The sequence below is a fragment of the Bradyrhizobium sp. LM2.9 genome, assembly GCF_054056555.1.
Window position 1 is genome coordinate 5,835,243 of record NZ_JBSRYJ010000002.1, and the last position, 19,401, is coordinate 5,854,643.

General features: G+C 64.0%; 13 protein-coding genes and 3 pseudogenes. 8 read left to right on the plus strand and 8 right to left on the minus strand.

Annotated features, from left to right (window positions below):
- Positions 1-4: 4 nt before the first annotated feature.
- Positions 5-316, plus strand: a complete 312-nt coding sequence (locus tag ACVWW3_RS30195; RefSeq protein WP_247345067.1) for a DUF1272 domain-containing protein — start codon at positions 5-7, stop codon at positions 314-316.
- Between the two features lie 116 nt (positions 317-432).
- Here ACVWW3_RS30195 and tnpC read toward each other — a convergent pair whose 3' ends face one another.
- The 6 genes and pseudogenes from tnpC to ACVWW3_RS30225 form a co-directional block, all read right to left on the minus strand.
- Positions 433-1,887 (minus strand): IS66 family transposase, encoded by a 1,455-nt coding sequence (gene tnpC, locus ACVWW3_RS30200; RefSeq protein ID WP_456647658.1) that lies wholly within the window; start codon positions 1,885-1,887, stop codon positions 433-435.
- Between the two features lie 105 nt (positions 1,888-1,992).
- Positions 1,993-3,264: a fumarylacetoacetase gene (gene fahA / locus ACVWW3_RS30205; protein WP_456647735.1), complete on the minus strand. Its 1,272-nt coding sequence runs from the start codon at positions 3,262-3,264 to the stop codon at positions 1,993-1,995.
- 155 nt (positions 3,265-3,419) lie between these two features.
- A pseudogene (gene hmgA, locus ACVWW3_RS30210) lies at positions 3,420-4,767 on the minus strand (homogentisate 1,2-dioxygenase).
- A gap of 2 nt (positions 4,768-4,769) precedes the next feature.
- Positions 4,770-5,724 (minus strand): annotated as a pseudogene (locus ACVWW3_RS30215) (MBL fold metallo-hydrolase).
- Positions 5,725-5,747: 23 nt separating this feature from the next.
- The gene (locus ACVWW3_RS30220) at positions 5,748-5,972 is read right to left on the minus strand and encodes a DUF2783 domain-containing protein (RefSeq protein ID WP_354049690.1); all 225 of its coding nucleotides are present in this window, start codon (positions 5,970-5,972) and stop codon (positions 5,748-5,750) included.
- 8 nt (positions 5,973-5,980) lie between these two features.
- Positions 5,981-7,624: an FAD-dependent oxidoreductase gene (locus ACVWW3_RS30225; protein ID WP_456647732.1), complete on the minus strand. Its 1,644-nt coding sequence runs from the start codon at positions 7,622-7,624 to the stop codon at positions 5,981-5,983.
- 110 nt (positions 7,625-7,734) lie between these two features.
- Here ACVWW3_RS30225 and ACVWW3_RS30230 point away from each other — a divergent pair.
- Positions 7,735-8,278: pseudogene (locus ACVWW3_RS30230) on the plus strand (MarR family winged helix-turn-helix transcriptional regulator).
- On the opposite strand, the gene ACVWW3_RS30235 reads toward ACVWW3_RS30230, so the two are convergent.
- Entirely contained in the window at positions 8,279-9,085 is an 807-nt protein-coding gene (locus tag ACVWW3_RS30235; RefSeq protein WP_456647730.1) for an N-acyl homoserine lactonase family protein, read from the minus strand.
- 373 nt (positions 9,086-9,458) lie between these two features.
- On the opposite strand from ACVWW3_RS30235, the gene ACVWW3_RS30240 reads away from it, so the two are divergent.
- The 5 genes from ACVWW3_RS30240 (at position 9,459) to ACVWW3_RS30260 (ending at position 16,314) form a co-directional block, all read left to right on the plus strand.
- The gene (locus tag ACVWW3_RS30240; protein WP_456647729.1) at positions 9,459-10,958 is read left to right on the plus strand and encodes a caspase family protein; all 1,500 of its coding nucleotides are present in this window, start codon (positions 9,459-9,461) and stop codon (positions 10,956-10,958) included.
- Between the two features lie 143 nt (positions 10,959-11,101).
- Positions 11,102-11,773 (plus strand): OmpA family protein, encoded by a 672-nt coding sequence (locus tag ACVWW3_RS30245; RefSeq protein ID WP_456647728.1) that lies wholly within the window; start codon positions 11,102-11,104, stop codon positions 11,771-11,773.
- A gap of 158 nt (positions 11,774-11,931) precedes the next feature.
- Positions 11,932-12,861 carry an efflux RND transporter periplasmic adaptor subunit gene (locus ACVWW3_RS30250; protein ID WP_456647727.1) on the plus strand — a complete coding sequence of 310 codons (930 nt, stop codon included), beginning with the start codon at positions 11,932-11,934 and terminating at the stop codon, positions 12,859-12,861.
- Positions 12,861-16,010 (plus strand): efflux RND transporter permease subunit, encoded by a 3,150-nt coding sequence (locus tag ACVWW3_RS30255; protein ID WP_456672240.1) that lies wholly within the window; start codon positions 12,861-12,863, stop codon positions 16,008-16,010. The genes ACVWW3_RS30250 and ACVWW3_RS30255 overlap by 1 nt, the downstream gene beginning before the upstream one ends.
- Positions 16,011-16,074: 64 nt before the next feature.
- Positions 16,075-16,314 carry a DUF433 domain-containing protein gene (locus ACVWW3_RS30260; RefSeq protein WP_354106000.1) on the plus strand — a complete coding sequence of 80 codons (240 nt, stop codon included), beginning with the start codon at positions 16,075-16,077 and terminating at the stop codon, positions 16,312-16,314.
- 11 nt (positions 16,315-16,325) lie between these two features.
- Here ACVWW3_RS30260 and ACVWW3_RS30265 read toward each other — a convergent pair whose 3' ends face one another.
- A complete protein-coding gene (locus ACVWW3_RS30265) occupies positions 16,326-17,000 on the minus strand; it encodes a Crp/Fnr family transcriptional regulator (RefSeq protein WP_247345109.1) in 675 nt (224 codons plus the stop codon).
- A 262-nt stretch (positions 17,001-17,262) separates the two neighbouring features.
- On the opposite strand from ACVWW3_RS30265, the gene ACVWW3_RS30270 reads away from it, so the two are divergent.
- Positions 17,263-19,329 (plus strand): AsmA family protein, encoded by a 2,067-nt coding sequence (locus ACVWW3_RS30270; protein WP_456672241.1) that lies wholly within the window; start codon positions 17,263-17,265, stop codon positions 19,327-19,329.
- The last annotated feature ends 72 nt before the right edge of the window (positions 19,330-19,401 follow it).

Sequence of the window (19,401 nt, forward strand, 5' to 3'; positions counted from 1 at the left end):
AGCCATGGCCCTCCAGCTTCGACCGAACTGCGAATATTGCGACCGCGACCTGCCGCCGAACGCGACCGATGCGCGGATCTGCTCCTATGAGTGCACGTTCTGTGCGGACTGCGTCGAGACCAAACTGTCCAATGTTTGCCCGAACTGCGGCGGCGGCTTTGCGCCGCGCCCGATAAGGCCAACGCAGGAATGGCGACCGGGCGTGTGCACGACGAAGCAGGCGCCGTCGGACAAGCGGGTGCATTTGAAGTACAGCCAGGAGGATGTCGCCGCGCATTGCGCGAGAGTCAAAGACGTACCGGCTGAGAGGCGATAGGCTCTCTTCACGCCGTCATTGCGAGGAGCCCTTGCGACGAAGCAATCCAGAATTCTCTCCGCGGAAAGATTCTGGATTGCTTCGCTACGCGTAACTGCCCAGGTCCGTTTGCTCGGTTAGGCGACGCTGAGTTTGTGGATGAGTTGTGTGGGGCATCGGGACAATGTTTCGAGCATGTTCCATCCGCGCTTTCGAGCGGTACCGATCAGGGTGCGAAGCGTGGCGAAATTGTCTGCGCCTTGTGAGGTGCGGAAGCCGGCAGAGATCTTCTGCCGCAATTTCATCATCCGAGCATCGCGCTCGGCCTCGTTGTTGGTAAACGGCACCGCCGAGTTGTGCAGAAACAGCAGCACCGCCTCTTTATGTAACTTGAGGCGCAACAGGAGATTATGGCCCGTGCGCCGTCTGATCCGCCCGCGCTTGATGTCGCGAGGCAGCGCGGGTAGCGCCTCGTGCCAGGCGATACCGGCGCGGATAATGCGGTCATAAAGTCGCTCGGCGGCGCGGATTCTGTTGGGACGCAGCGCGCCTGTCTGATCGGTTGGATGCTCTGACGCCAGATTGACCTCGTGGCACAGGCAGCGGAGCAACCCGCGCATGCGCCGGGCCCAGGCCTCGCCATCGATGTCCACCAGCGCCGTCAACTCGCGCAGGTGATGCGCATTGCACAGCGCATGCGTGACACCGGACATCTGAAAATAGGATGTCCAATGGTCGTGCACAACGATATGCGCCGCTTGCGTCAGCACCTCGCCGCGCCTGGGTGAGACGCGATAATGCACCAGCCCATTGATCCCGGCGGTGCCCGCGACATGCAGCCATTGCGGCGTGGCGCCCACCCAGAACCCGGTCTCATCCAAATGCTTGACCGGTGCCCGGCGGATTTGCTCGCAGACTGCCGCAGCGAAATCCTGCGTCCGGCTGGCAGCCCGGGCGATCATTTGTCCGATCGTGCCGGCCGAGATGGTCACGCCAAACAGATCGGAGAGGATTTGCCCGAGCCGATCTTCAGGCAGAAACTGTCCCGCCGACAGATAGGTCACCACAGCGGCCAACCGGACGCCATATTGCGCCGGCGCCCTTACCTCGGGTGGAAACGATCCTGTCGTGACCGCGCCACAGCCGCTGCATTTGCAACGATAGAGCTGATGCTCCGTGACGAGCAGCGGCGCCGGCGCCGGCAGATCGAACACCTGACGGCTGCCGACAAGTTCCAGCTGTTCACCCTCCAGCGCCATTCGGCAGCGCCCGCATCTGACAGGGCGATGCATGATCGTATGATCGACCCGTTCGGACCGCTTCAAGTGTTTGCCTGCATGGCCGGGCTGGCCGCCGGGCTTCTTCAACCCTCGCTCACGCAGGCTCTGTGTCCGGCGAGAAGCCTGGCCCGGTCCATCGCTCGAAGGCGGCTTGCTGCTATTGGAGCTGTCCAGACCAAGCCGACGCTCCAGATCGGCCACACGCACCGTCAGCAATGCGTTCTGCTGCTCCAACATCAGGTTGCGCTCCTGCAACTCCCCAATCAGGGCCAGCAGGGCGTCCACAGACAATGAGGAATTTGGCGGCGTCACCCATACCTTGACTCACAAACACATGTGGTCAGTCAAGAGAATACAAACGGCCACCTGGGCAGTTACCGCTACGCTAGCAATGACGGGTTTATGGGATGGCGCCACTTATTCCGCCGACAAAACCGTCCCCTCGACCTCGCCGAAGCCGACGCGATAGCCCTCGCCCTGGCACCAGCCGCGCATGACGAGGCTGTCGCCGTCTTCCAGGAACGACCGCTTGATGCCACCCGGCAATTCAACCGGCTCGGTGCCGTTCCAAGAGATCTCCAGAAGACTGCCGCGCTCGTTTTTCTCCGGGCCGGAGATCGTGCCGCTCCCCAGGAGATCTCCGACATTCATGGCGCAGCCGGAGGAGGCGTGGTGCATCAGTTGCTGCACCGAGGACCAGTACATGTACTTGAAGTTGGTGCGACTGATGCCGGCAGGCGCGTTGGCGCCGGCCGCGCGCAAGGAGACGTCGAGCTCGAGATCGTAGTTCTGCGGCTTCGTCTGCTTCAGATAATCCAGCGGCACCGGCTCCTGCTCCGGCCCCTTCAGGCGGAACGGCTCCAGCGCCTCGCGCGTCACCACCCACGGGCTGATTGAGGTCGCGAACGCCTTGGCGAGGAACGGGCCAAGCGGCACATATTCCCACTGCTGGATATCGCGCGCGCTCCAATCGTTGAGCAGCACGAAACCAAAAATCATCTCCTCGGCCTGTTGCTCGTTAAGCATGCCACCCATCGGCGAGGGCTGGCCGACCACGACACCCATCTCCAGCTCAAAATCGAGCCGCTTGCACGGGGCGAAGCTCGGCACCTCGACGTTCGGCGGCTTCAGCTGCCCGCGCGGGCGCTTCACCTTGGTGCCGGAGACCACGACGGTGGAAGCACGTCCGTTATAGCCGATCGGCATATGGAGCCAGTTCGGCTGCAGCGCATTGTCCTTGCCGCGGAACATGACGCCGACATTGGTGGCGTGCTCTTTCGAGGAATAAAAGTCGGTGTAACCTGAGATCGTGAACGGCAGATGCAGTTTTGCATCACGCATCGGCACCAAGGCCTGCTTGCGCAGCTCCTCATTGTCGCGCAGCTCCGGATGATCGTGACGCAAAAGCTCGCTGACCCGCGCGCGCGTCTTCGTCCAGACCTTCGGTCCCAGCGCCATGAAGGGATTGAGCGACGACGTCGAGAACACGCCAAGCGGCCCGACATCGAGGCGCGAATCCTGCTCGAGCTCCCAGAGATCAAGCACGCAATTGCCGATCGCCACGCCGACGCGCGGCGTCGGATTGGCCGCGGTCGAGAACACCCCGTAAGGCAGATTCTGGATCGAAAAATCGGAGGTGGGATCGACGTCGATGAAAGAGCGGAGGCTGGGGTCGTTGGGATGGGACACGGGATTCTCCGAACTCGAGACCGTCATGGCCGGGCTTGTCCCGGCCATCCACGATCTTTCTTCTGCGTTTCAACACGTGGATGCCCGGGACATCTAGCGCGAAGACGCGCTTCGCGCTTCTGCCCGGGCATGACGACGGAGTGGGTGGCGCGGCGCTACGGCCTGTTCGGATCGAACCGCTTCGCGAGGCCCTTCCAGCAATCCGCGTAGTCGTCCTGCAACGTCGCGGCATTCGCCGCATGCGCGGTGACGCGTTGCGGGTAGCGGGTCTCGAACATGAAGGCCATGGTGCCCGTGAGCTTCACCGGCTTCAATTCGCCGTTGCTGGCGTGCTCGAAGGCGTCGCGGTCGGGGCCGTGCGGCAGCATGCAATTGTGCAGCGAGATGCCACCCGGAACGAAACCCTTGCGGCTTGGCGTCGTAAACCCCGTATATCAACCCCATGAACTCGCTCATGATGTTCATGTGATACCAGGGCGGGCGGAAGGTGTTGTCGGCGACCAGCCAGCGCTCGGGGAAGATCACGAAGTCGATATTCGCCGTGCCCGCCGTCTCCGACGGCGAGGTCAGCACGGTGAAGATCGAGGGATCGGGATGATCGAAACCGATCGCGCCTACGGGAGAGAAGGTGCGCAGATCGTATTTGTAGGGCGCGTAATTGCCGTGCCAGGCGACCACGTCGATCGGCGAATGGGCGAGCTGGGTCTTGAACAACGAGCCGCCCCATTTCACAAAAAGCTCGGTCGGTGTGTCCTTGTCCTCGTAGTGCGCGACCGGCGTCAGGAAGTCGCGCGCATTGGCGAGGCAATTGGCGCCGATCGGCCCGCGCTCCGGCAGCGTGAAGGCGCCGCCGTAGTTTTCGCAGAGATAGCCGCGCGCCGGCCCGTTCGGAATCTCGACGCGGAATTTGACTCCGCGCGGAATCACAACGATCTCGCCGGGCTCGGCGTCGATGCGACCGAACTCGGTCACAACGCGCAGATTGCCCTGCTGCAGCACGAACATAAGCTCGCCGTCGGCATTGTAGAAGTGCTGGTCCACCATCGACTTGGTAATGAGATAGATATGCGCGGCCATGCCCGCCTGGGTGTTGACGTCTCCGGCCGTGGTCATGGTCTGCACGCCCTGAAGGAAAGTCATGTCCTCCTTCGGGATCGGCGCCGGGTCCCAGCGCAACTGCGCGATCGGCAGATCGTGTTCATGGCACGGCGCCGAACGCCACAGGCCGACATCGGCCCTCTCGAAACGGCCCGAATGTTTCACCGACGGGCGAATGCGATAGAGCCATGAGCGCTCATTGGTGCCGCGCGGCGCCGTGAAGGGAGAGCCGGACAACTGCTCGGCATAGAGGCCATAGGCGCAGCGCTGCGGCGAGTTGCGCCCGATCGGAAGGGCGCCCGGCAGCGCCTCGGTCTCAAAGCTGTTGCCGAAGCCGGACATGTAGCCCGGCGTGACCTGGGCCGAGCTGCGAATGACCTGATCGGGCGAGGTGTTGATGTTCATGACTATCCTCCTTGCAGGGCGGCCCACATCTCCTGGTCGCGCTTGTCGGTCCAGATCACGGGATCGTCGATCCCCGAGGCCTCGTCGAAGGCGCGCGATACATTGAACGGCAGGCAGTGCTCGTAGATGGCGAAGCCCTGGAATTTCGGATCCATCACCTCGCGCGTCGCGGCCATCGATTCCTTCAGCGTGCGGCCCTTGGCGACCGAGATTTCAGCGGCGCCATAGAGCGATGTGACGAAGTCGCGCGTCATCGCGATGGCTTCGCGCACCGTGGCGACCCCGTTGAGCGCATCACCGCGGCCCGGCGCGATCGCCTTGGGATTGAAGTTGCGGATCTCGTTCAGCGTCAGCGGCCATTCGCGCAAATGCGCGTCACCGCAATAACAAGCCGAGTGATACTCGATGAGGTCGCCGGAGAACATCACTTCGGCATCCGGCACCCAGGCGACGATGTCGCCGGAGGTGTGGCCGGCGCCGAGCTGCATCAGGCGCACCTCGCGCTTGCCGAGATAGATCGACATCTCGCCTTCGAAGGTCAGCGTCGGCCAGGTCAGGCCGGGAATGCTCGATGCGTCCTGGAACAGGCGCGGAAAGCGACCATACTCGGAATCCCAATCCTGCTGGCCGCGCTCCTCGATCAGCCGATGGGTCTCCTGCGAAGCGACGATGCCCTGCGCCTTGTAGGCGGAGGCGCCGAGTACGCGCACGGCGTGATAATGCGACAGCACGACATATTTGATCGGCTTGTCGGTGACAGTGCGGACGCGCTCGATCACCTTGTTGGCCATCGCCGGCGTCGACTGCGCGTCGAACACCAGGCAGCCGTCGTCACCGACGATGATTGCCGTATTCGGGTCGCCCTCCGCCGTAAAGGCGTAGAGATCGGTGCCGATCTCCGAAAAAGGTGATCTTCTTCTCGGAGAGATCGCCGGTGGACGCGAAGTTCTTCGCCATTAATTCGTTCCTTTGGACATTCGTTATTGCTGTTGTTGCTGCTGCTGCTGGCCGTCGATCATGCGCCGCTTGGCGAGCAAAATCGCGTCCCGCAGCACCTCGATATCGCCGATATGATTGGCGAGGATCAGCACCAGCGCCGCGTCGAAATCGGCGCTTTGCTCGTCGGTGAAGCCACGATGCGCCTCGACGATGGCGCGAAAGGCGTCGTCGGGCCGCGCAAAGTTGGAGCTGGTGGAAAGCGGCATGCGAGTCCTCAATTCAAGCCTTGCTCATTGAAGCCTTGGGCCCGCGACAGCGCTGCCGCGACGCCAGCGCGCGTCGGGTGGCGAAATCGCGCCGCGACATAACCGTCCGGCCTTAGGAGGTAGGCTGAGCCTGGTTCCGCATCATAGCGCTTTGCGGTGAGCCCCGCCGGATCCGCGAGCCCGTCCTCACCGCCGATACAGATGTCCTTCACACCAACAGGCGCCTCAATCGCCGCGCCATTGCTGAACGACAGCAACGTGAAATCCGTTCCGCCCTGACGAAATGCATCCGTCAAATAGGCTTGCTCGCCAGCGCGCGTCGCAACGGGGGCATCGAGCATTGAACAGCCGGGGAGCGGCCCACCACGCCACGCATCCGCATCGGGCGACAACAGCGGCGAGTCATAGCTGCACGGCACCGAGAGCCTGCCGCCATTGACCATGCGCTTGCCGAACTCGGTCTCTTTCGCCAGCGACAGCACCGCCTTGCGCAGCCGCGCCTCCTGGCGCGTGTTCGGCGCCATGAAATCGGTCGAGCGGGTGGATTCGCGGATGTTCTCGTCGGCGGCGAGACTGCGCTCGACATGATAGCTCTCGAGCAGGCTCGCGGGCGAGGTCCCGCGCAGCACGCGGTCGAGCTTCCAGGCGAGGTTTTCGGCGTCCTCAAGTCCGGAATTGGCGCCGCGCGCGCCGAACGGCGAGACTTGGTGCGCGGAGTCTCCCGCAAAAATCACACGGCCATGGAGGAAGCGGTCCATCCGCCGGCACTGGAATTTGTAGAGCGAGATCCACTCGAACTCGAACTTGTCGTGGCCGAGCATGCGCGCGATCCGCGGCCGCACGTTCTCGGGCTTCTTCTCGGTGAGAGGATCGGCGTCGCGGCTGAGCTGGAGGTCGATGCGCCAGACATCGTCGGGCTGTCGGTGCAACAGCGCCGAACGCCCCGCATGAAACGGCGGATCGAACCAGAACCAGCGCTCGGTCGGAAATTCCGCGGTCATCTTGACGTCGGCGATCAGGAACTGATCCTCGAACACCTGGCCGGCGAAGTCGGCGCCGACCATCTGCCGCAGCGAGGAGCGCGCGCCGTCGCAAGCGATGACATATTGTGCGTGCAGGTAATAGTTGCCTTCCGGCGTCTCGATGGTCAGCGCAACGGAAACGTTGCGTTGCTCCAGCGCCGTCACCTTGTTGCACCAGCGCAGATCGATGCCCGGGAGGTCCTGCACGCGATCGGCCAGGTAGGCCTCCGCGTAATATTGCTGGAGGTTGATGAAGGCAGGCCGCTTGTGACCGTCTTCCGGCAGCAGGTTGAACTGGTAGAGCTGGGACTCGCCGTGGAAGATGCGGCCGACGCTCCAGACCACGCCCTTCTCGACCATGCGGTCGCCGACGCCGAGCCGGTCCCAATATTCCAGCGAACGTTTCGAGAAGCAGATCGCGCGCGAGCCTTCGCCGATACGATCGGCGTCATCCAGGAGGACGACGCGCTGGCCGCGCTGGGCGAGGTCGATCGCCAGCGACAGCCCGACCGGGCCAGCACCAACGATCACGACCGGATGCTCGGCCGGGCCTTGGCCGGGACGATCCTGATCAAGGTGGCGGCGATAGCCGAACTGGGTTTTGGCCTGCTGGGTCTTGGCTTGCGCCATGCGCTAACCTCGGCTCTGGTCAGGAGAGGACTGATCTGCTAGATAGTCTCACGTGCAACCATTTTGAACCGGTGCCGGCCGGCCGTCAACTGGAATTCGGAGCGCTCTCCTTGGCGAGGACATCCAGCGACATCGCGCTGAAGACACGGGTGGCCGAGGAGGCTTTGCCCATTCCACAAACACGGCTCGACCTGTTCAAGTTCGCGCCGTTCCGGTTGAACCGGCTCGCGGCGGAGGTCAGTGCCGCGCTTTCGGTCGAATATCAGGAACGTCACGGCCTCGATATCCCGGCCTGGCGCGTGATCGCGACGCTCGGCTTCCGCAACGATGCCTGCAGCGCGCAGTACATTGCGCAATGCACCCGCACGCATAAATCCACCATCAGCCGCGCGGTGACCATGCTGCTGCACCAGGGGTTGATCGAGCGCGTCGAGAACGAAGCCGACCGCCGCGAATTCCGCCTGCAGCTGACAAAGAAGGGGCGCACGCTCTACGAGGAGCTGTTTCCGCAATTGCTGCGGCGGGAAGACGAGATCCTCGCCTCGCCTCACCGCGCAGGAGCGCAAGCAATTCTCAGCGCTGCTCGGCAAGATCGAACAGAGCCTCGACCTGATCCAGACCAGCGAAGAGGCCGACGCCAAGCAGGCGTATTGATCACTTCGCAAACGACCGCGACGGCGGCAAATGCAGCGCCCAGGCATCGACCTTGTCGCTGGCGCGCGGATAGATCTCCGTCACGATCGGGTCGTGGCCGGGGATGAATCGATCAGGATGGCCGGCGAGCCGCTCGATCATCTCCCAGCCCTGCGCCATGTCGCCGATGTTGTAGACGATCGGAAAAGGGCTCCGGCGCTGGAGGTTGGCGTAATAATGCGCGGCATCGGACGCCAGCACCACCGGCCCGCGCGCGGTCTCGACCCTCACCACCTGCAAGCCGTCCGAATGGCCGCCGACGCGGTGCACGGTGACGCCGGGCGCGACCTCGCCGTCGCCGGAATAGAAATTGACGCGCTCGCCATAGACATGGCGGACCATCTGCGTGACGTGCTCGACCGAGAACGGATGTCGCAGCAGTCCGTTGCACATGCAGCGGCCCGTCGCGTAAGCCATCTCGCGCTCCTGGAGATGGAAGCGCGCGTTCGGGAAGCGGTCGAGATTGCCGGCGTGATCGTAATGCAGATGTGTCACGATGATGTCGCGAATGCTCGATGTCGCGACACCAAAGCGCTCCAGCGCATCGACCGGATTGAGCGTCAGCTTGCGCGCCCGCGCGGTCGCTTCCTCGGCATTGAAGCCGGTATCGACCAGGATGTCGCGGCCGCCACCGCGGATCAGCCAGACGAAATAGTCGAGATCCTGCGCCGCGCTGTCATGCGGATCGGGCGCAAGGAAGTTCATATTGGGGGTGCGCGGCGACATCGTCGCATAGCGCAGTGCGTAGATTTCGTAGGCGTTTCCCATGCTCTTGATCTTGCTCTTTTTCTGGGTGGACCTTCAGGGGCGATCGATGGCACCAAGCCATTGTCCGCCGCAAAGGTCAAACATCGGAGGTTGCGATGGACGCCGGTCGGCAATGTGAGACCAATCACATTGTTGTCGCCATGGCTGCCCTAACATGCAGCCGTAATGGCAACCAGAATGCATCGAGTGGAATCGTGACTGCCCGTTTATTCCCCCGCAACGTGCCCATCCGTCGCGGTCAATTGTCGCGATACCGCCGAATTTGCAAGCAGTTGACGCCTCCCTTCCCCGGTTTGATAATGCACATTGCGTAAGTTAAGGTCGCCGCGGCGCAAGCTGGTAACGGCGCCTTTTTGGCTGGACCGCGCTGATTATGAAAATTCGCTTCCTTTTGCTTCTACCCTTGCTCGTGTCGCTCATTCCGACCGCTCCGTCGCTTGCGGCCGGCGATCGCTTTGCGCTGGTCATAGGCAATGCCAAATATCCGGACGCCGACGCCCCGCTGAAGGAACCGCTGAACGACGCGCGCGACGTCGCCGACGAGCTCAAGCGCGATGGCTTTTCCGTCGAGATCAATGAGAACCTGACCGGCGACGGCATGCGCCGCGCCTTCGACAAGCTGTACGGCAAGATCAAGCCGGGGACCGTGGCACTGGTGTTCTTCAGCGGATTCGGCATCCAGTCGGCGCGGCAGAGCTATTTGCTGCCGATCGATGCGCAGATCTGGACCGAATCCGACGTGCGCCGCGACGGCATCAGCCTCGAAACCGTGCTTGGCGAGCTCAACACCCGCGGCGCCGGAGTCAAGATCGCGCTCATCGATGCTTCCAGGCGCAACCCGTTCGAGCGCCGGTTCCGCAGCTTCTCGGCCGGCCTCACCCCTGTTATCGCGCCGAACGGAACGCTGGTGATGTATTCGGCGGCACTGGCCTCGGTGGTGTCGGATGCCGGCGGCGAGCACAGCCTGTTCGTCCAGGAACTCCTCAAGGAAATCCGCGTCCCCGACCTGATGGCCGAGGAGACGCTGAACCGCACCAAGATGGGCGTCACCCGCGCCTCGCGGGGCGAGCAGGTGCCCTGGATATCCTCTTCACTGGCCGAAGATTTCTCGTTCATTCCGGGGGCCGGAGGATCGCGTCCCACAACGACGACGACGCCCGCGCCTCCCGCTCCGCCGCCGGTCGTCGCCAACAACCCGCCGCCGGCTCCGCCCGCGCCACCGCCACCTGTGCTGCCGAAACCGGCCGACACGACGGCTGCTCCGTCACCGAAGCCGCAGGTCGACGCCGCCTTGCCGCCTCCCCCACCGCCGGTGAAACCGGCCGATCCCGTCACCGCTCCGAGCATGGATAGCGGGCCGAGTGCGACCGTGCTGGCGGAGGACCCCACCATCAAGGGCCTGACGGCCAAGATCGCGGCCAATCCGGACGACGTGAACGCGCTTTACCGGCGTGGCCAGGTCTATGCCAGCAAGGGCGCCTATAACCTCGCCATCAAGGATTTTGACGAGTCGCTCCGGATCAACCCGAAGGACGTCGAAGCTCTGAACAACCGCTGCTGGACGCGCACCGTGGTCGGCGACCTCCAGGGCGGGCTGAAGGATTGCAACGAGGCCCTGCGGCTGCGACCGAACTTCGTCGACGCGCTGGACAGCCGGGGGCTCGTCAATTTGAAATCGGGAGCGGCCAAGAACGCCATCGCCGATTTCGACGCGGCCCTGAGGATCAATCCGCGCCTGACTTCCTCGCTGTTCGGACGCGGGATCGCCAAGCAGCGCAACGGCTCGGCCCAGGAAGGTGCGCTGGACATCGCCAATGCCAAGGCGATGGACCCGAACATTGTTCAGGAATTCGCAAGTTACGGAGTGCGTTGATATTTTTTAAATCGAGGCCGATGTGCCTCGAACCCTCGGTGGCCCGGCGAAGACTAATCGGACGGATGCCGCAGGCCCCCTTCGGGGGGCTTATTGCAGGGATTTTGGAACCGCGCGAGCTGGCTGCTCAGGAGGGACTTGCTATGAGATTGGCTGCAAAGGGACTTACCGCAATCCTGTCCATCATCACCGTTGGCGCCGCGCTGTCGCTGACGATCCCGCTGGCATTCGCGGGCGACGACGGCAACAGCAAGAACGTCACCGATGACGAGATCGTCCGCGCGCTGGCGCCGCCGCCGAAAAAGCCGCTGACCCGCGGCCTTTCAATCGCTCCGCAGACCGATCCCGCACCGAGTGCGGCGGAGACCAAGCTGATCCAGTCCGTACGCGGCCGCTCGACTCGTTCGCTGTCGTCGACCGAGCGTGAAGAAATCGCGTCCGTGGCCAAGGACAAGCCGAACATCGATCTGGAAATCACGTTCGACTACAACTCGGCCAATATCAGCGCCAAATCGGTTGCCTCGGTACAGGCGCTCGGCCGCGCGTTGACCAGCCCCGACCTGAAAGGCTCGACCTTCGTGGTCGCCGGCCACACCGACGCCGCCGGCGGCGAGGGCTATAATCAGGAACTGTCGGAGCGCCGCGCGGATTCGATCAAGCGCTACCTGGTCGACAAGTACAGCATCTCCGCGACCGACCTCGTCACCGTCGGCTACGGCAAGAGCAAGCTGAAGGACCCAGCCCAGCCGATGGCGGAGGTCAATCGTCGCGTGCAGGTCGTCAACATGGAAAACAAGACCACCGCATCGAAGTGACCACGACGTAATCCTTTGAAGTGACAAGTCGTGATGTGGTGTAAAGTCTCGCTTCCGGAGCGCGTCCCGCAGCCTTGCGGGACGCTGCTTTATTTCAGGGGAACGCTCTCTATGGGCCGAGTGCGGATGGCCGTGAGCCAGGCCAGGACGATCCGGCGATGAATCTCTCCGAATATCTCAAGCCGGCCGGAACGGTGGTCTTCGTCGTTGCGCTCGGCGTCGGCTATTATCTGTTCGAGCACCGGCGTCGCCCCGAGGCCAAGGAAACGCCGAGCGAGGCGCTGGTCATCGTGACGAAGTCGACCAATGCCTGCTTCTCCGACCTGGTCCGGGTGACCGGCTTCTTCGTGCCGCGCCGCGAAGCCGTGGTCGTCGCCGATCAGGAGGGATCCAGGGTCACCGACCTCTTCGTCACCGAAGGCACGCTGGTCACCGACAATCAGGAGCTGGCGCGCCTGACGGCCCCGCCCCAGATCCCGGGCCAGCCGCAGCGGCCCGGCCCGCAAGGTCCGGTCTCGCTGAAGGCCTCTGCGCCGGGCCTCGTCACCGAGGTCCGCACCATCGTCGGTGCGCCGGCCTCGCCGCAGGCCGGTCCGATGTTCCGCATCGCCGTCAACAACGAGATCGAGCTCGACGCGCAGGTCCCGGCGGTGCACATGCCCAAGCTCAGCGCCGGCGCGACCGTGCGCATCAGCCGCGACGACTCGCCCGATTTGATCGGGCGAGTCAGGCTGGTGGCGCCCGAAATCGATCGCACTACCCAGCTCGGGCGCGTTCGCATCAGCGTCACCAACAATCCCTCGCTGAAAGTCGGCGTGTTCGCCCGCGCCTCGATCGATGCCAAGCGAAGCTGCGGCGTCGCGGTTCCCAAGACCGCGATCGACCATCTCACCGTGCAGGTCGTCAAAGGCAACATCGTCGAGACGCGCAAGGTACGAGTCGGACTGTCGTCCGACAGCGCCACGGAAATCCTGCAAGGCCTCGACGTCGGCGAAATCGTCGTGGCCGACGCCGGCTCTTCGCTGCATGACGGCGACCAGATCAAGACCATGTTCGCCGATGAACTCGATCGCACGCGGGTACGCTGATGGCTCTCAATATCTCGGCATGGTCGATCCGCAATCCGCTGCCGTCGGTGGTCTTTTCCGTCATCCTCCTGATCCTCGGCTGGGTGTCCTTCACCAAGCTCGCGGTGACACGGCTGCCCTCCGCCGACATCCCCGTGATCTCGGTCGCGGTATCGCAGTTTGGCGCCGCACCCGCCGAGCTTGAATCCCAGGTCACCAAGACCGTTGAAGACGCCGTCTCCGGTGTCGAAGGCGTCAGGCACATCACCTCGCAGATCACCGACGGCCTGTCGGTGACGACCATCCAGTTCGCGCTGGAGACCAACACCGACCGCGCGCTCAACGACGTCAAGGACGCGGTGACGCGCGTGCGCTCCAACCTGCCGCAGAACGTCACCGAACCGTTGATCCAGCGCGTCGACGTCATCGGCCTGCCGATCGTCACCTACGCCGCGATCTCGCCCGGCAAGACGCCGGAACAGCTCTCCTATTTCGTCGACGACGTGGTCAAGCGCGCGCTGCAGGGCGTGCGCGGCGTCGCCCAGGTCGAGCGCATCGGCGGTGTCGAGCGCGAGATCCTGGTCTCGCTCGATCCCGACCGCCTGCAGTCGATGGGGCTGACTGCCGTCAATGTCAGCCAGAGCCTGCGCGGCACCAATGTCGACGTCGCCGGCGGCCGCGCCGAGATCGGCAAGAACGACCAGGCGATCCGCACCCTCGCCGGCGCCAAGACGCTGAGCGACCTCGCAGGCACCATGATTCCGCTGTTCGGCGGCGGCGAGGTCCGGCTCGACGATCTCGGCACCGTGACCGACACCATCGCCGACCGCCGCACCTTCGCCCGCTTCAACGGCGAGCCGATCGTTGCGCTTGGCATCAAGCGCTCCAAGGGTGCCAGCGACGTGAAGGTGGCCGAGGCCGTGCAGAAGCGCATCGACTCGCTCAAGGCCACCTATCCCGACGTCGACCTGAAGGTGATCGACACTTCGGTCGAATATACCAACGGCAATTACCACGCGGCGATCTCGACGCTGTTCGAAGGCGCTATCCTCGCCGTCATCATCGTGCTGTTGTTCCTGCGCGACCTGCGCGCCACCGTCATCGCCGCGATCTCGCTGCCGTTGTCGATCTTCCCGGCGTTCTGGGCGATGGACCTGCTCGGCTTCTCGCTGAACCTCGTCAGCTTCCTCGCCATCACGCTGTCGACAGGTATTCTGGTCGACGACGCCATCGTCGAGATCGAGAACATCGTCAGGCACATGAACATGGGCAAGTCGCCCTATCGTGCCGCCCTCGAAGCCGCCGACGAGATCGGCCTCGCGGTGATTGCGATCTCGCTGACGATCATCGCGATCTTCGCACCCGCGAGTTTCATGTCGGGCATCGCCGGACAGTTCTTCAAGCAATTCGGCATCACCGTCTCGGTGCAGGTGTTCTTCTCGCTGCTCGCGGCGCGCTTCGTCACGCCGGTGCTCGCCGCCTACTTCCTCAAACATGGCAATCACCAAGAGCCGCCGCCCGGCCGCGTGCTGCGGTCCTATCACAGGATCGTGGCGTGGTCGGTGAAGCACTATTTCGTCACGGTGCTGGTCGGCTTCGGCGTCTTCGCCGCCTCGATATGGAGCATTACGCTGCTGCCGCAGGGTTTTCTGCCGGCGCAGGACAGCTCGCGCTCACTGGTTGCCCTCGAGCTGCCGCCGGGCACCCAGCTCGCCTACACCGAAAAAGTCACCGAAGACATCGTTGCGCGGCTGCGCAAGCGACCCGAGGTGAAGAGCATCTTCGTCGACGGCGGGCGCGTTCCACCGGGCACCCAGGAAGTCCGGCGCGCCGCTTTGATCATCAACTACACGCCCAAGGACAGCCGCGACATCACCCAGCGCGAGCTTGAATTCTCGATCAGCCAGGAGCTGGAGAACATTCCAGACATCCGCTTCTGGTTCCTCGACGAGAACGGCCTGCGCGCCATCTCGCTGGTCGTGACCGGCGCGGACGCCAACATCGTCAACAACGTCGCCAGCGAGCTCGCGACGCAGATGAAGCGGATTCCGACCATCTCCAACGTGATCTCGGAAACCACGCTGGAGCGGCCCGAGCTGCGCGTCGAGCCGCGCGCCGATCTCGCCGCGCGGCTCGGCGTCTCGACCGAAAGCCTGTCGCAGACCATCCGCGTCGCCACCATCGGCGACGTCGGACCCGCGCTCGCCAAATTCGACGTCGGCGATCGTCTGGTGCCGATCCGCGTGCAGCTCGAGGATGCCGCGCGCGGCAATCTCAAGACGCTCGAGCAGCTCCGCGTGCCGCTCGGCGAGCATGGCGAGAAGGGCGGCGTGCCGCTCTCCGTCATCGCCGACGTCAAGCTTGACCAGGGTCCGACCAGCATCAACCGTTACGATCGCGAGCGACAGGCGACTGTCGCGGCCGATCTCGTCGGCTCCGCCGCGCTCGGCGACGCCACCAAGAAGATCTACGACCTGCCGGTCATGAAGAGCCGGCCGAAGGGCGTGAAGGTGTCACCCTCCGGCGATGCCGAAAGCCTGAATGAACTGTCCGAAGGCTTTGCCACCGCGATCACGGCGGGTCTGATGATGGTCTACGCCGTGCTGGTGCTGCTGTTCGGCACCTTCCTGCAGCCGATCACCATTCTGTTCTCGCTGCCGCTCTCGATCGGCGGCGCGATCGCGGCCCTGCTGATCACCGGCAAGCAGCTCACGACACCGGTGTGGATCGGCATCCTGATGCTGATGGGCATCGTCACCAAGAATGCGATCATGCTGGTGGAATTCGCCATCGAGTCCATTCGCGCCGGCACACCGCGTGAAGAAGCCATGATCGACGCAGGCATGAAACGCGCACGCCCGATCGTGATGACCACGATCGCGATGGCCGCCGGCATGATGCCAAGCGCGCTTGCGGTCGGCGCCGGCGGCGAGTTCCGCTCGCCGATGGCGCTCGCGGTGATCGGCGGCCTGATCTTCTCGACCATCCTGTCGCTGGTGTTCGTGCCCGCAATGTTCATGGTGATGGACGATCTCGGCGCCCTGATCTGGCGCTTCGGCAAGCGGCTGGTTGTGCACAGCGAGGATGCGGAGGGCGCCGGCCATCACGGCGCTGCGCCGGCAGAGGCAGCGCCGGTGCCGAAGGGCATCGCGCACCCCGCAGCGGAGTAGATTCCGAAAAGGCGGGTCAGAGGCGCGCGCTGGCACAAGTCGGTCGCGCGCGTTAGCTTACGACATGGCTTTTGTGCGTATCACGATGGACCCAGCCTGCTGCACTGGCAAAGCCTGCATTCGCGGGCTGCGGTTTCCAGTCGCACGATTGCTCGGCCTGCTGGCAGTCGGCGAGACGCGCGAATCCATCCTCAATGACTACCCGTATCTGGAGCGTGAGGATATTGATGAGGCGTTGCGATACGCGGCCTCCCTCGCAGAGGACACAGCCGCCGATCTCCCTCGTACCTTCCAAGCGAAGTGAAGTCGCTCGACTTACTCGTTCCGCGCGATCGCCGTCAGCTTGGTCATGTTCCTCAGCAGGATGCGGCCGCGCTGGAGATCGAGGATCGCTTCCTTGCGCCAGGCCTGAAGCTGGCGGTTGACGCTCTCGCGCGCGGCACCGACGAAGACGCCGAGCTGCTCCTGCGAGATGTGCACCTCCGAGCCGAAATCGGCGGCGAGCGCGCAGAGGCGCCGCGCGAGGCGAACCGGCAGCGGCTGGAGCATGGACTCTTCCATGCGCTCGCTCTGCCAGCGGATGCGCTGGCACAGCAGCGCGATGATCTTGATCCCGACCTTCGGCTCGCGTTCGAGGAAAGCGAGAAAGTCTTCGCGCCGCAGCACGAACAGCTCGCTGGCTTCGCCCGCGGTCGCATCGGCGGTGCGGCTCTGGCCGTCCAGCACCGCGACCTCGCCGAACAGGTCACCCGGCCCCATGAAGTTCAGCGTCAGCCGGCTGCCGTCGGAGGAGCCGGTCTCGATACGGACCTGGCCTCGACGTACGCCGAACAGCGCGTCGCCGCCATCGCCCTTCTGGAATAGCACCTCGCCGTTCCCCAGATGCTGGGTGTGGCAGAGATTCGACAGCCGCTGGAGCTCGTCTGCGCCGAGATCGGCAAACATCGCGTTCATTTTCAGGATGACCGCAAATTCGGCCTGCTTGCTCATTTCAATGTCCTTGTGAATTTCCGTGGCCAGTGTCCCTGGCCCGTTTCCTTGGCAAATCGCTTGGAACCATCAACATCAGGGTCGCGTAAAACCGCGCCGGGGAAGTGTGTCATAAGTCACATAACTTTGCAGCACCCCACGACTATTTTTACGCGCTTGGAGCCGCTTCCCCGTCCCGGGATAAACTCAGGCGCAAAGGACGGGTGCAAATGACGGTCATCTGCCGGATTCGACGCCGATCGTCCGTCGCTGGAAAGCCGATATGAGAGCAGTGAAATTCGCCGGCGCTGCGGTGGCCGCCGTCATCATCGTGATCGCACTCCTGCTGGTGGTCGGGATCCCCTCGGGCTTCCTGACCTCGACGATTGCCTCGCGGGTGGAGAGCGCGACCGGCTATCGCCTGTCGATCGACGGCACCACCAGGATCAGCCTGTGGCCGACGCTGAACGTGACGCTGAACGACCTCACGCTTGCCGACCCCAAGGACCGCAGCGGCATCACACGCCTGACCATCGACAGCGTGCAGGCCGACATGTCGCTCTCGAGCGTTTGGTCGGGCCGCCCGAAAATCAGCGAGCTCGTCGTCACCCATCCCGTGCTCTACCAGCCGCTGCTGCGTGAGCGCCTGCCGAATGCCGGCGGCGCGTCGAAGCCGATCGCGCTCGATACGGATGGCGCCGCCATCGACCGCGTCAAAGTCACCGATGGCGAGATCGCATTCGCGCGCGTGCGCGACCGCGTCGAGACCCGCATCAGCGCCATCAATGCCGATGCGATCGTCGATCGCGACCGCAAAATCAACATCACCGGCACCGCGCGGGTCGGCGAGCACCCGACCAAGTTCGACATCAAGGCGACGACGCCGGCGCCGCCAGCCGACCGGCCGACCATTCCGGTGGATTTCGCCATCGACATGCCCGATGTGCTGAAATCTCAGCTCGCAGGTCGTGCCGAGATGCGTCTGAGCGGCGATGTCGTGATGATCAACGGCGTGAGTGGCACGCTCGGCGATGGCGCCTTCAACGGCTGGGCCTCGGTCGATATCGCGAGCAAGCCTCTGGTCAAGGTCGATCTCGACTTCCAGCGGCTCGCGATCCCGCTGGCGAAATCGCCGGAAGGCGCGTCCGGACAGCCCTGGAGCGATGCGCCGATCGACGTGTCCGGGCTCAATTATGTCGATGCGCAAATCAGGATCTCGGCGCACGAGGCCGTCATCGGCGATGCACGCCTCGCGCCGCTGGCGATCGATGCAAAGCTCGCCGGCGGCGTACTGAAGGCCGGCACCGCCAATCTCGGCGCCTATGGCGGCCAGGTCTCGGGCGAAATGATCCTGGATGCGACCAGCGGCGCGCCGAGCTTCGCCATGCATTCCGACCTCACCGGCGTGCGCGCGCTGCCGCTGCTGCAGGGCCTTGCCGAATTCGACCGGATCGACGGCAAGCTGCAGGCCAAGCTCGCGCTGCGCAGCGCCGGCACCAGCCAGCGCGCGTTGATGGCGAACATGCAGGGCACCGCTTTCGTCAATTTCCAGGACGGCGCCATCCGGGGCATCAACATCGCGCAGATGATCCGCTCGCTGACGTCGGGCACGCTGTCCGGCTGGCAGGACAACCAGAACAACAGCCAGGAGCAGAGCACCGATCTGTCGCAGCTCTCGGCGTCCTTCCGCATCGACAAGGGTCAGGCGGTGACGACCGATCTCAATCTGATCGGGCCGCTGGTGCGACTCACCGGCGCCGGCACCATCGCGCTCGACACCAAAATGATGGGCTTTCGCGTCGAGCCGAAGCTGGTGATGACGACCGAAGGCCAGGGTCGCGCCTCCGAGCCGGTCGGCTTCGGCATCCCCGTGATGATCCAGGGCAGCTGGTCGCAGCCGCGGATCTATCCTGACATGAGCGGCATGCTGGACAATCCGGACGCCGCCTACGCCAAGCTGCGCGAGATGGGCAAGGGCCTGTTCGGCCCCGACGGCGCCGGGCTCGACAATATTTTGGGCAGCCTTGGTCTTGGCGGCACGACCGCGCCGGGTGGCGGCAATGCAGCCGGCAATGCCAATCCGCAAACCCAGCAGCCGGGACAGAACAATCCGCTCGGCGGCCCCTTGGGCGAGGCGATCGGCAATCTGATCCAGCAGGGACTTTCCAGCGGTGCGGCAACCGGCACCGGCAACGGAACGGCCACCGGCCGCAGCCGCAGCCTGCCGGCAACGCCATCGACACCGGCGCCGCAGGCCTCCCCCGCGCCCCCCGCCCAGGAGGACCCGCCGACGGCACAGCAGGACAGCCAGCCGATGAACGACGTGCTGCGGCAGCTCTTCAATCGATGATGGGCGGACCAACGCTCTGGACTCCACGCCAATCCCTTACCTCGGCTTTGTCTCACCCTCCTTCATCCGAAC

Excerpts from the sequence above, each read along its gene's own strand:
- ACVWW3_RS30270 (WP_456672241.1), top strand. The coding sequence starts at position 17,263 with ATGAGAGCAGTGAAATTCGCCGGCGCTGCGGTGGCCGCCGTCATCATC.
- ACVWW3_RS30220 (WP_354049690.1), bottom strand. The coding sequence starts at position 5,972 with ATGCCGCTTTCCACCAGCTCCAACTTTGCGCGGCCCGACGACGCCTTT.
- ACVWW3_RS30245 (WP_456647728.1), top strand. The coding sequence starts at position 11,102 with ATGAGATTGGCTGCAAAGGGACTTACCGCAATCCTGTCCATCATCACC.
- ACVWW3_RS30260 (WP_354106000.1), top strand. The coding sequence starts at position 16,075 with ATGGCTTTTGTGCGTATCACGATGGACCCAGCCTGCTGCACTGGCAAA.
- ACVWW3_RS30235 (WP_456647730.1), bottom strand. The coding sequence starts at position 9,085 with ATGGGAAACGCCTACGAAATCTACGCACTGCGCTATGCGACGATGTCG.
- ACVWW3_RS30265 (WP_247345109.1), bottom strand. The coding sequence starts at position 17,000 with ATGAGCAAGCAGGCCGAATTTGCGGTCATCCTGAAAATGAACGCGATG.
- ACVWW3_RS30225 (WP_456647732.1), bottom strand. The coding sequence starts at position 7,624 with ATGGCGCAAGCCAAGACCCAGCAGGCCAAAACCCAGTTCGGCTATCGC.
- ACVWW3_RS30250 (WP_456647727.1), top strand. The coding sequence starts at position 11,932 with ATGAATCTCTCCGAATATCTCAAGCCGGCCGGAACGGTGGTCTTCGTC.
- ACVWW3_RS30240 (WP_456647729.1), top strand. The coding sequence starts at position 9,459 with ATGAAAATTCGCTTCCTTTTGCTTCTACCCTTGCTCGTGTCGCTCATT.
- ACVWW3_RS30195 (WP_247345067.1), top strand. The coding sequence starts at position 5 with ATGGCCCTCCAGCTTCGACCGAACTGCGAATATTGCGACCGCGACCTG.
- ACVWW3_RS30255 (WP_456672240.1), top strand. The coding sequence starts at position 12,861 with ATGGCTCTCAATATCTCGGCATGGTCGATCCGCAATCCGCTGCCGTCG.